Origin of the sequence: Shewanella olleyana (assembly GCF_023283825.1) — a bacterium.
Lineage (GTDB): Bacteria > Pseudomonadota > Gammaproteobacteria > Enterobacterales > Shewanellaceae > Shewanella > Shewanella olleyana.
In genome coordinates, this window is record NZ_JAKILD010000025.1 from 17,009 (window position 1) to 29,555 (window position 12,547).

Genomic DNA, 12,547 nt, shown 5'->3' on the forward strand with positions numbered 1-12,547 from the left:
ATTTGTTACTAATTTGTATACAGGTATTGTTGAGCAAATCAGCTGTGATTACTAGTCGTTAATGATGAATAATAGTTAAAAAAGCGACTAATGATTGTTTAAATGAACTCATACTGTTTATTCATTCGACAGTATGTCAATTTGTTGATGGTCTTACTAAGGTTAAAGCAGTCAATTCTATCAAAAAAGGGCGTTAAAATAATATTTTATCTCTAATTTATATTAAGAAACTCTCAACTTTTAGGCTTTATGATTATTTTTCATTTTAGCCTATAAACAGTTGAGATATACTGCCTATCAAAATGCTATTAATTTAATGTTTTAACTAAAAACGATAAAGGACAATGCTGTGAGCGCTATTTATAATTTTTGTGCTGGACCTGCCATGTTACCACAAGCTGTAATGCAAAAAGCGCAGCAAGAATTAATTGACTGGAATGGTTTGGGTGTCTCCGTCATGGAAATTAGTCATCGCAGTAAAGAGTTTATTGCCTTAACTGAACATGCTGAAAAGACGTTACGTTCATTGATGGAAATACCTGAAAATTACCACGTGCTATTTATGCATGGCGGTGGTCGTGGTCAATTCACTAATGTCGTCAATAATTTTTTAGGAGAGGATGGTAAAGCACTTTATTTAGTCAATGGGCAATGGTCATCTGCTGCTGTTAAAGAAGCGGTTAAATTAGTCGGCGAAGACAATATTGATCAATTAAGCATTGTTGAAAACAAACAGGGCTTAAACGAAGTGGTACTCCCTAATTTGAATGCTATCGAAAAAGATTATCGTTATGTTCATTTTTGTGCCAATGAAACCGTAGATGGTATTGAGATATTTGAGAACTTAGATAGCCCTTGGCCTGTTGTTGTGGATTTATCATCAACTATCATGTCCCGCAAAATTGATGTGAGTCAATATGGTTTAATTTACGCGGGTGCGCAAAAGAATATCGGCCCTTCAGGTTTATCAATTGTGATTGTTCGCGATGACATGTTAAAACTTCCTAAACTTCCTCAGTCTTCAATAATGGATTATAGCGTTGCTCAAGCAAATGATTCTATGTTCAACACACCACCGACCTTTGCTTGGTACCTAGCCGCAGAAGTATTTGATTGGTTAACAGCGCAAGGTGGGGTAAATGAAATTGAAGCGATTAATAAGCAAAAAGCTGACTTGCTATACCAGTGTATTGATAACAACCCATTTTATAAAAACGGGGTAGCGGTTAAGAATCGATCGCGAATGAACGTCACGTTTCAATTAACAGATAACAGTCTCGATGGTGAGTTTTTAAAACAAGCCGAGCAAGCAGGGCTGGTTGCTCTAAAAGGTCATCGTATTGTCGGCGGTATGCGCGCCAGTATTTACAACGCAATGCCGCTATCAGGCGTACAAGCTTTAGTCAGCTTTATGGAAGCATTTGCCAAAAAGCATAGCTAGTCAAAGTATAGTTAGCCTATGTAAATAGAGAGACTTAGAAGATAAGAGAAAAAGCGAATGACATTTAGGTCATTCGCTTTTTGGTTTAATTACAGAATTGAGCTGATAGATTTTGCTAGATAATCTACATTTGCTTCGCTTATACCTGCAATACTCATCCGGCTAGAACCGACCATATAAATACTATGCTGTTGTTTAAGCTCTTCAACTTGTTGTGCATTAATACCTAGGAAGGAGAACATGCCTTTCTGATTAGCAATAAAGCTGAAATCTTGTTGGACACCGTTTTCAATCAATTTATTAACTAACATTTGACGATTGCCATTAATGCGATTTCGCATTACCGTTAATTCATCTAGCCATTGCTGTTTTAGCTCTGGTGTGCCGAGAATTGTTTCAACTAACGCTGCGCCATGTGCTGGCGGCATAGAGTAAATGCAGCGCACAACATAAAGTAACACTGAGAAAGCGACATTCGCAGTATTGCTGTCTTTAGCGACTAAGGTACAAGCTCCGATACGTTCACGGTATAAACCGAAGTTTTTCGAGCAAGAACTACATAGAATCATTTCTTCTACAGCAGCAGCCATTTGACGAACACCATAGGCATCCTCATCGACACCATCACCAAAACCTTGATATGCCATATCGATAAGTGGAGTAAAACCTTGTTTAGCTGTGATGCCAATCACTTCATCCCATTGCTCTACCGATAAATCCATACCGCTTGGATTATGGCAGCAAGCATGCAGTAGCACGACATCATCACTACTGATGCTATTTAATGCCGCTTTCATTTCATCAAATTTAAGTGTTTTTGAGTCATAATCGTAATACGGGTAAGTTTTTACCGTTAAACCCGCAGCTTCGAATAAACCTGTGTGATTAGCCCAAGTCGGATCGCTTACCCAAATTACGGTATTCGGGTTACAGCTCTTAATAAATTCAGCAGCAACACGTAACGCACCTGTACCACCTGGAGTTGATACTGTGCGAATTCGGTTGGCAAGCAATGCCGCATGTGATTGACCAAAGGCTAGTTCTGACATTAAACGATTAAATTGTTCAGAACCAGTAGGACCGATATAAACCTTGGTGGTTTCAGTATCTGTTCTTAATTGCTCAGCTTTTTTTACACAATCTAAAATAGGAGTGTGGCCTACAGGGTCTTTATACACACCCACACCTAAATCTATTTTTTGTGGGTGATTGTCCTGTCGGTATTGAGTGAGTAAACCTAAAATGGGATCTGCAGGCATTGCAGTTAAATTATTGAACATGGCCATTGACCTTATAATGTAGTCAGCTAATGAAATCAGCGTTAGTAGGATTAACTTTAGGGTAACGTAGATTAATTGATGATTGAAATGCCTTTTTTTATCCAAACTCAAAAAGAAAGATATTTGAAGTACTAAGTTTACAGTTTAGGCGATAAATGAAAGCGTTAATCGTCTTGTTTTTGATTTATTGGCTGTTTTTCATTCGTTTTATTCATGTTGGCTTAAATTCAGTAAATAAATTTCAGTTTTCCCTTGAATCATGGGCTGCAATCAGTAAATTTGTAGGCAAGAATAATTAATCAGTTTAATAAAGTCAGAATCGTATAGATAAATTGACAACTTAGTCTTTATCTTTGCCTACAGTCATTCTCGCGTTTAGCTAGAACTCATGAAAGAAGAATTCATAATGAAACAATTGCGTCTAGAACCAGTCAAAAAAGTCAACGGTGTCGTTAATATTCCTGGCTCAAAAAGCATTTCTAATAGAGCTTTATTACTTGCGACCCTGGCCAAAGGGAAAACGACCTTAACCAATTTGCTGGATTCAGATGACATCCGATATATGTTGGAGTCTCTTAAGCAATTAGGGGTTAACTATCAGTTATCAGAAAATAATACGGTATGTGAACTTGAAGGTTTAGGTAAACCATTAAGTGCAGACCAAGCGCAAACGCTATTTTTAGGTAACGCGGGTACTGCAATGCGTCCACTCTGTGCTGCACTGACGTTAGGTTCTGGTGAATTTACCTTAACAGGTGAACCTCGTATGGAAGAAAGACCGATTGGCGATCTTGTCGATTCTTTACGCCAGTTGGGCGCTAGTGTCACCTATCTCAAAAATGATGGTTTTCCACCACTAACGATTAATGCCGATGGATTAAATGGCGGTGAAGTTGAGATAGCGGGCGATTTATCAAGCCAATTTTTAACGGCATTATTGATGGTTTCGCCACTCACCAAAGATACCGTGCATATTAATATTAAAGGTGAACTTGTTTCTAAGCCTTACATCGATATCACCATTGCGTTAATGGCACAGTTTGGTGTTGAAGTTATTAATCATGATTACCGACGATTTGAAATACAAACGGGTCAGCAATATGTTTCACCAGGAAAGGTACTTGTAGAAGGAGATGCATCTTCTGCTTCATACTTTCTTGCAGCTGGCGCGATACAAGGTGGCGAAGTTAAGGTCACTGGCGTTGGTAAACTCAGCATTCAAGGTGATGTTAAATTTGCTGATGTACTTGAAAAAATGGGCGCAGACATCGAGTGGGGTGATGATTACATTATAGCTAGACAAGCAAAATTAACCGCTGTTGATTTGGATATGAATCATATTCCTGATGCGGCAATGACCATTGCAACAGCGGCTTTATTTGCAGAAGGTACTACTCGTATTACAAATATTTACAATTGGCGTATTAAAGAAACCGATCGCCTTTCAGCGATGGCCACTGAACTAAGAAAAGTTGGCGCCACTGTTGAAGAAGGCCATGATTTTATTTCTGTTACGCCACCACGGGTGTTAAATACTGCAGCCATTGATACCTATAATGACCACCGCATGGCAATGTGTTTTTCTATGATGGCCTTTGCTGACTGTGGGATCACCATTAATGATCCAGATTGTACGTCAAAAACATTTCCTACCTATTTTAATGAGTTTGCACGCCTAGCTCAGTAATCAACTTGGCAAAACACTTAAGATAAATGACGGCAGTCAATATACTGCCGTTGTTTTGATCTGATTAGTGAACTGACAAAATACTCCAGTTTTTTTATCGAAATTGTTATACAATGCCGCCCGCTCATTTTGATGAACCTTTTTTACTTTCATGGAAGATTGTTTTTTTCGGAGGAATTTATGTCTGAACGTGCTCCAGTAGTCACAATCGACGGACCAAGCGGTGCAGGGAAAGGGACCATATGCCAGCTAGTTGCTGAAAAACTAGAATGGCACTTATTAGATAGCGGCGCTATCTATCGTGTATTAGCCCTAGCTGCAATTCATCATAATGTTGAATTAGAGAATGAAGAAGCTATTACCTTACTTGCAGCCCATTTAGATGTGCAGTTTTTAACAGGTACAGACTTAGTTAAAGTGATCCTTGAAGGCGAAGATGTGTCATTAAGCATCCGTACTCAAGAGTGTGGCAACGCAGCATCGAAAATTGCGGCTTTCCCACGCGTACGTGAAGCTTTACTACGTCGCCAACGTGCTTTTAGTAGCGCACCAGGTTTAGTTGCTGATGGACGCGATATGGGAACCGTCGTTTTTCCTCAAGCACCAGCCAAAATTTTCTTGACCGCATCGGCCGAGGAAAGGGCGCAGAGACGCTATAAACAGTTGCAGGACAAGGGCTTCGATGTTAATATCGATCGCCTTTTATCTGAAATCATTGAACGAGATGACCGCGATATTAATCGTTCAGTCTCTCCTTTAGTGCCTGCAGATGATGCGCTAGTTATTGATACTAGTGGCATAGGTATTAATGAAGTGCTTGAGCTTGTGCTTGAACACATCAATAAAAACTTAACGTAATTTCTTAATTCTGAGAGATTATGAAACAACATTTATATCACGGATGATGTAAATAAATTAATTGACTCCACATCTAGGATGGATGGTGGTTTATAAAAGAAAGTAATCATAAAATGACTGAATCTTTTGCTGATCTATTTGAACAATCCCTAAATGAACTTGAGTTCCGTCCTGGTTCTATCGTACGTGGCGTAGTTGTACGCATCGAAAACGGTACTGTACTAGTTGACGCTGGTCTTAAGTCTGAAAGCCCAATTTCTGCTGACGAATTCAAAAACGCTCAAGGTGTTTTAGAAATCGCTGTTGGCGACGAAGTTGATGTTGCTCTTGACTCTGTTGAAGACGGTTTCGGTGAAACTCAATTATCTCGTGAAAAAGCGAAACGTCACGAAGCTTGGATTGTTCTAGAAAAAGCTTACGAAGATGCTGAAACTGTAATCGGTATCATCAATGGTAAAGTTAAAGGTGGTTTCACTGTTGAATTAAACGGTATCCGTGCCTTCTTACCAGGTTCTCTAGTAGACGTTCGCCCAGTTCGCGATACTGCTCACCTAGAGTACAAAGAATTAGAATTCAAAGTTATCAAACTTGACCAGAAGCGTAACAACGTTGTTGTTTCACGTCGTGCTGTTATCGAATCAGAAAGCAGTGCAGAGCGTGATGCTCTTCTTGAGAACCTTCAAGAAGGTCAAGCAGTTAAAGGTATCGTTAAGAACCTTACTGACTACGGTGCATTCGTAGACTTAGGTGGCGTTGACGGTCTTCTACATATCACTGATATGGCTTGGAAGCGCGTTAAGCACCCATCTGAAATCGTTAATGTTGGTGACGAAATCAACGTTAAAGTTCTTAAGTATGACCGTGAGCGTACTCGCGTATCACTAGGTCTTAAGCAACTTGGCGAAGATCCATGGTTAGAAATCAGCAAGCGCTACCCAGAAAGCACTCGTCTTACTGGTCGCGTAACAAACTTAACTGACTACGGTTGTTTCGTTGAAATCGAAGAAGGCGTTGAAGGTCTTGTTCACGTTTCTGAAATGGATTGGACTAACAAGAACATCCACCCATCTAAAGTTGTTAACTTAGGTGATGAAGTTGAAGTTCTAGTTCTAGACATCGATGAAGAACGTCGTCGTATCTCTCTAGGTCTTAAGCAATGTAAGACTAACCCATGGGATGATTTCGCTACTCGTTTCAACAAGGGCGATAAAGTTTCTGGTAAGATCAAGTCTATCACTGACTTCGGTATCTTCATTGGTCTTGACGGCGGCATCGACGGTCTTGTTCACTTATCTGACATTTCTTGGAACGGTACTGGCGAAGACGCTGTATCTGAGTACAAGAAAGGTGACGAAATCCACGCAGTAGTTCTTTCTGTTGACCCTGAGCGCGAGCGTATCAGCTTAGGCGTTAAGCAAACTGAAGACGATCCTTTCAATGCTTACTTGGCAGACAAGAAGAAAGGTACTATTGTAAATGGTGTAGTTACTGCTGTTGACGCTAAAGGCGTTACAATTGAACTAGCTGAAACTGTTGAAGGTTACCTTCGCGTTGCAGATATCTCTCGCGAGCGTATCGAAGACGCATCTACAGTATTCACTGTAGGTGACAAAGTTGAATCTAAGTTCATGGGCGTAGATCGCAAGAACCGTTCTATCAGCTTATCTATCAAAGCGAAAGATGAAGCAGATGAGAAAGAAGCAATGGCAACTATTAACAAGCAAGATGATGCTGTTATTAGTAATGCAATGGCTGAAGCGTTCAAAGCAGCTCGTAAGTAATAAATCGCCTGTTGTGTGGGAAACGCACATTGTTTCCCATTAGGCGACTGTGTTTGGCTTGATAATAGAGGGTATAGGATGACGAAATCCGAACTGATCGAAAAACTCGCCACTAGGCAGTCGCAGCTGTCGGCGAAAGAAGTGGAAAGTGCTATTAAAGAAATGTTAGAGCAAATGGCAACAACATTAGAAGGCGGTGATCGTATAGAAATCCGTGGCTTTGGTAGTTTTTCACTTCATTTCCGTGCACCACGTGTAGGCCGTAACCCAAAAACTGGAACCTCAGTTGATTTGGAAGGCAAATACGTACCGCACTTTAAGCCTGGCAAAGAACTGCGTGAACGTGTCGATGCGGTTAATCATTGATTAACGCTTGATTAAAAAGCCTCCTTTTGGAGGCTTTTTTGTATCTATTGCTCAGCAAAGCTGGTTAGTTGGCTAAAATTCTTGGATAATCATTATATTGGTAAATTTCGATCTTATTTTTCACAGATAGAATGGAGCTGCACGTGAAATCATTTATTGCCATTGTCATTGTCGGGTTATTCTTTGTTCTTGCATTACTTTTTGGCGCAAAGAACGAACAAATCGTTACGGTCAGTTATTTTGTTGCAGAAGGCCAGTACCGCCTGCCTGTAGTACTTGCAGTTGTTTTTCTTGCTGGCTTTATTATTAGTTGGTTATTTGCAGCTTATTACATCGTTAAACTTAAAATGGTACTTAGAAAAAGAAATAAAACCATTGCACAGTTAACAGACAAGGTAGCAGAGCCAGTAGCTGCTACAGCAAAGGATACCGCCGCTTAAGATGCTAGAGATCCTCTTTCTGTTGTTACCCATTGCTGCCGGATACGGTTGGTATATGGGCCGAAGAAGTATACGACAGAATCAAAAACAGCAAAGTAAAAAACTCAGTAGAGACTACTTTACCGGGCTTAATTTTTTGCTTTCAAATGAATCAGATAAAGCGGTTGATTTGTTTATTACCATGCTTGATGTTGACGACGAAACCATTGATACCCATTTATCGTTAGGGTCTTTATTCAGAAAGCGTGGTGAAGTAGACCGTTCAATCCGAATTCACCAAAACCTCATCGCTAGACCAAGCCTTACCACTGAGCAACGTGATATAGCGATGATGGAGTTAGGTAAAGATTATTTAGCTGCAGGATTTTATGACAGAGCTGAAGAAATATTTTTGAATCTTGTCAGTCAAGATGATCATAGTGAAGAAGCTGAAACTCAATTAATTTCTATCTATCAAGTCACTAAAGAATGGCAAAACGCCATTAATATCACTAAGGGCTTAAGTCGTAAACGCCAACAAGCCTTAAAATCTATTACTGCTCATTTTTATTGCCAATTGGCAGATGAAGCGACTGAAACTGCTGACAAAATCAAATTATTACAACAAGGCATTAAACTCGATGACAAATGTGGTCGAGCCTGGTTGACTCTTGCCAAAATTTACCTTGATACCAATCAAATCAGTTTATGCAAAAAGGCTATTTTTGAGCTGAAACTTGCCGATATAGAGCTATTTTCTGATGCAATCGGTATTGCCCGCCAAGTTTACCGTGATAGTAATGACCTCGAGAACTATCAGTCATTATTACAACAGGCTTTAGAATCTGGTGCTGGTGCTAGCGTTATCATCGCACTCGCTCAACACAAAATTGAACAAGGCAATACTAAAAACGCTGAAAAAATGGTGTTAGACCATTTGTACCGTCATCCAACGATGAAAGGGTTTCAACATTTAATGCAGTTACATATTAAACAGGCTGAAGACGGTCAAGCAAAACAAAGCCTGTCAATGTTAGAAAAATTAGTAGAGCAACAGATTAAATTTAGACCAAGTTATCGTTGTTGCTCTTGTGGTTTTCCTGCTCACAGTTTGTATTGGCATTGTCCGTCATGTAAAGAATGGGGCAGTATCAAACGAGTGAAAGGATTAGACGGTGAATAGCGCGCAAATAAAGTTTTGCTAGTTTCACTGTTTAACTACAATATTATAAACTTAGCGTTAATCAACACCCTACGGAGTAAACATGGCAGATAAACCGATTGTAGTAGCCTTAGATTATGATAATAAGAATGAGGCTCTATCACTGATTGATAAACTTGATCCGACAATGTGTCGTCTTAAAGTAGGCAAAGAGATGTTTACTTTATTCGGACCACAATTGGTTAAAGATATTCATGATCGTGATTTCGATTTATTTCTTGATTTAAAGTTTCACGATATCCCCAATACGGTGGCCAAAGCCGTATCAGCGGCTGCCGATCTTGGTGTTTGGATGACTAATGTCCATGCAAGTGGTGGACTAGCTATGATGCAAGCAGCAAAGAATGCATTAGGCAATTATGGTAATGACGCGCCTTTGCTAATCGCTGTGACAGTATTAACATCAATGAGTGATGAAGATTTAGCATTATTAGGAATTAATGTCCCTGCATCTGAGCATGTTAAACGTTTAGCAGCACTAACTCATCAAGCTGGGCTTGATGGTGTTGTATGTTCAGCTCAAGAAGCCACTATGCTTAAAACAAACTTTGGCAAAGACTTTAATCTGATCACTCCGGGTATTCGTCCAGTTGGTGCTGATGTTGGTGACCAGCATCGAGTGATGACGCCACCAAAAGCAATTGCTGCCGGTTCAGATTATTTAGTGATTGGACGCCCAATCACTAAAGCTGCAGATCCGCTGGCGTCATTACATCAAATCGTTAACTCATTAAAATAAGTTCGATATAGAATTTATATTGTTACCGTTAATCAACAAATTTGCAGGAGCGCACAATGTTTGACTATCAAGGGAAGAAGGTTGTTGTTATTGGCGGTACAAGTGGCATTAATTTAGGTATTGCGTGTGCTTTTGCAGCTCAAGGGGCTGATGTAGCCGTTGCTAGCCGTAGTATCGACAAAGTGAATGCTGCAGTTGATGCGTTAAAACAAGTTAATGGCAATGGCCATCATATGGGCGTGAGTTTTGATGTAAGAGATGCTGAAGCTGTAGCGAAAGGCTTTGCTGAGATTGAAGCTGAGTTTGACTACATTGATGTGTTAGTAAGTGGCGCTGCTGGTAATTTTCCTGCAAGAGCAAAAGATTTATCAGTAAATGGTTTTAAGTCTGTGATGGATATTGATTTACTTGGAAGCTTTCAAGTGATCAAGCAAGCATACCCACTGTTGGTAAAAGGTATTAAGCACAACGGGACACATTCATCTGCAAGTGTGATACAGATTTCAGCGCCGCAAGCTTATGTGCCTATGGCGTTACAAGTTCATGTTTGCGCAGCTAAAGCCGGTGTAGACATGTTGACACGTACATTAGCTATTGAGTGGGGCGTAGACAAAATCAGAGTTAATTCGATTGTCCCAGGGCCTATTGCAGATACAGAAGGTTTTGATCGCCTAGCGCCCAGTAAAGGATTAAAATCGATGATAGCCGATAGTGTGCCACTTAAACGCAACGGTCAAAAACAAGATATCGCTAACGCAGCACTATTTCTTGCTTCTGACATGGCTTCATATATTACAGGTACGATATTACCAGTTGATGGCGGTTGGTCATTAGGTGGTGCAGGTGCTGCAATGGACGCATTAGCAAAACATTTACCTGAACAGTAAACAAAATTTTTAAAGGTGATATAAATGGCGAACGCATTGCAAGAGCAATTGCTAAAAGCGGGACTGGCTAGCAAACAAAAAGCGCGAGATGTTAAAACGCAAAAGCGTAAACAAAAGAAAGCGAAAGTTGATGATGGCAGCGCTGACTTAAAACAGCAAATTGCACAGCAAAAATTAGCTCAGGCTGAAAAAGATCGTGCATTAAATGAAAAACGTTTTGCAGAAGCCAGTGAAAAAGGTCAAGTACGTGGTTTAATCACTGAGTTCACCAAATTTGCTATCAGCATTCCAAAAGACGCTGAAATTAAATTTAATTTTACCATGGATAATAAAATTCTATCTATCTATGTCACAGATAAACTGCAAGGGCAGTTATTATCTGGCGCAGTGGGTATTGTCCGTCATGAAGATAAAAGTTACCTCGTTCCCCACAAATTAGCTGAGCGTGTTAATTTATTAGTTCCAGCATGGTGTGGTTATTTATGGGAAGAGAACAGTAGTAATCAAACTGAGCAAGTTGACCAAGCTGATGATCCGTACGCAGATTATGCGATTCCAGATGATTTAATGTGGTAAATTGACCAAACATTACTATGTTATTTAAAATAGCCTCTTTTTGAGGCTTTTTTATTGGCTTTAAACTTGATTCAAATTCGGGTTTTCATCACCCAGTAAACCTAGGTCATTAAAGTGCTAAAAAACACAAACTATTATCGTAATGGTGCTGACTATCGTGAAGGACAGCAAGCTAACTTTATCGATATTAAGCATACTTTTGGTTTGAGGCACATTAGCGTTGGAAAGTGGGTCACAAAAGAAGAGTCACAACTCGCGGCAAATTTAGTGTTTGATTCATTGGCAGATTTATCTCAGATTTTACAAGTTCCCACAGCACTTATTGGTTTACGGAAAACACTTAACTTACTTTTTGGCCGAGGCGGGCAAAAAGGAGTACAAGCTCATTACTCACCAACTACTAGAGAACTTGCTTTAGCCAAAAATGCAGGCGCTGGCGCATTAGCACATGAGTTTTGGCATGCGTTTGATCATTATATTGTTGATAAAGCATTTGATATTGGTAGTCAGCGATCAAGAAGTAGGGAAGCTTCACAATTAAGATACGCTTGTGCATCTGATTTATGGCTAAAAGATGTATTGCTTAAGCCACACCGTTTGAATGATAAATTATCTGCTTTATTTAAATTAGTGTTACTAAGCGAGGATGGTGAAGCCCCGAGTGATTACGTAACAAAGGCCATTGAAGTTGATAAACAGCAAGGGTGTTATTACTTTTCAAAACCAACAGAATTAATGGCAAGGGCATTTGAGTCTGCTATTGAATCTGATGGCCACCTTAATAACCAATACTTAGTGTCGGGGACAATGAAGCAAGATACCGCTTCTAAAATGATTTATCCCACCCTTGAACACCGAAAGTTGATAATGGCGAGTATTGTGGATTATTTCGCTCTACTAGGGTTAGCTTTTGAGCAACAACAAGATAGCTAGGCAAAGGTAATTAGACAAAGGTGCTTATCTAAATCTACTTTGCTAAAAGTACTTAGCTAAAACTTCTTAAGTCAAAGGCTCTCAGCCGAAGGTACTTAACTATAGTTACTTAGCCATAGCTCCTTATCCATAGCTCCTTATCCAAAGTTACTTAACTATAGTTACTGAGACAAGGGTACTTAGCTAGTAAAACCTATGTTTCATCCTCCTTGTTTACACAATTATCAGCTTAATTTCTCACACCAAAAAAGTCATAATATTCTTATTAAAATATTATATTTTTATTAGCTTTAAATGTAGTTTCAGCTTGTGTTTGACTAGACTTTTGTATAAATTGAAACAACTGTTTTAATTATCT

Annotated in this window: 12 protein-coding genes; 11 read left to right on the forward strand and 1 reads right to left on the reverse strand. The window is 39.5% G+C overall.

Annotation, left to right across the window (positions count from 1 at the left end; translation table 11 throughout):
* The first annotated feature begins 349 nt into the window (after nt 1–349).
* A complete protein-coding gene (gene serC, locus L2735_RS16450) occupies nt 350–1,441 on the forward strand; it encodes a 3-phosphoserine/phosphohydroxythreonine transaminase (protein ID WP_248985736.1) in 1,092 nt (363 codons plus the stop codon).
* Nucleotides 1,442–1,530: 89 nt separating this feature from the next.
* Here serC and L2735_RS16455 read toward each other — a convergent pair whose 3' ends face one another.
* Entirely contained in the window at nt 1,531–2,721 is a 1,191-nt protein-coding gene (locus L2735_RS16455; protein WP_248985737.1) for an amino acid aminotransferase, read from the reverse strand.
* Between the two features lie 406 nt (nt 2,722–3,127).
* On the opposite strand from L2735_RS16455, the gene aroA reads away from it, so the two are divergent.
* The 10 genes from aroA to L2735_RS16505 all read left to right on the forward strand — a co-directional run bounded on the left by aroA (nt 3,128) and on the right by L2735_RS16505 (nt 12,189).
* A complete protein-coding gene (aroA, locus tag L2735_RS16460; protein ID WP_248985738.1) occupies nt 3,128–4,408 on the forward strand; it encodes a 3-phosphoshikimate 1-carboxyvinyltransferase in 1,281 nt (426 codons plus the stop codon).
* Nucleotides 4,409–4,588: 180 nt separating this feature from the next.
* Entirely contained in the window at nt 4,589–5,266 is a 678-nt protein-coding gene (cmk, locus tag L2735_RS16465; protein ID WP_248985739.1) for a (d)CMP kinase, read from the forward strand.
* Nucleotides 5,267–5,358: 92 nt separating this feature from the next.
* The gene (gene rpsA, locus L2735_RS16470) at nt 5,359–7,047 is read left to right on the forward strand and encodes a 30S ribosomal protein S1 (protein WP_346348149.1); all 1,689 of its coding nucleotides are present in this window, start codon (nt 5,359–5,361) and stop codon (nt 7,045–7,047) included.
* 78 nt (nt 7,048–7,125) lie between these two features.
* Nucleotides 7,126–7,413, forward strand: a complete 288-nt coding sequence (gene ihfB / locus L2735_RS16475) for an integration host factor subunit beta (RefSeq protein WP_153914705.1) — start codon at nt 7,126–7,128, stop codon at nt 7,411–7,413.
* A gap of 143 nt (nt 7,414–7,556) precedes the next feature.
* Nucleotides 7,557–7,853 carry a LapA family protein gene (locus L2735_RS16480; protein ID WP_248985741.1) on the forward strand — a complete coding sequence of 99 codons (297 nt, stop codon included), beginning with the start codon at nt 7,557–7,559 and terminating at the stop codon, nt 7,851–7,853.
* Between the two features lies 1 nt (nt 7,854).
* Nucleotides 7,855–9,015: a lipopolysaccharide assembly protein LapB gene (gene lapB / locus L2735_RS16485; protein ID WP_248985742.1), complete on the forward strand. Its 1,161-nt coding sequence runs from the start codon at nt 7,855–7,857 to the stop codon at nt 9,013–9,015.
* An 82-nt stretch (nt 9,016–9,097) separates the two neighbouring features.
* On the forward strand, nt 9,098–9,793 hold the full coding sequence (gene pyrF, locus L2735_RS16490; protein ID WP_248985743.1) for an orotidine-5'-phosphate decarboxylase: 696 nt from the start codon (nt 9,098–9,100) through the stop codon (nt 9,791–9,793).
* Between the two features lie 56 nt (nt 9,794–9,849).
* Nucleotides 9,850–10,680 carry an SDR family oxidoreductase gene (locus tag L2735_RS16495; RefSeq protein ID WP_428848325.1) on the forward strand — a complete coding sequence of 277 codons (831 nt, stop codon included), beginning with the start codon at nt 9,850–9,852 and terminating at the stop codon, nt 10,678–10,680.
* A gap of 24 nt (nt 10,681–10,704) precedes the next feature.
* Nucleotides 10,705–11,256 carry a DUF2058 domain-containing protein gene (locus L2735_RS16500; RefSeq protein ID WP_248985745.1) on the forward strand — a complete coding sequence of 184 codons (552 nt, stop codon included), beginning with the start codon at nt 10,705–10,707 and terminating at the stop codon, nt 11,254–11,256.
* A 114-nt stretch (nt 11,257–11,370) separates the two neighbouring features.
* Nucleotides 11,371–12,189, forward strand: coding sequence for a CLCA_X family protein (locus L2735_RS16505; protein ID WP_248985746.1), 819 nt, complete (start codon nt 11,371–11,373; stop codon nt 12,187–12,189).
* The last annotated feature ends 358 nt before the right edge of the window (nt 12,190–12,547 follow it).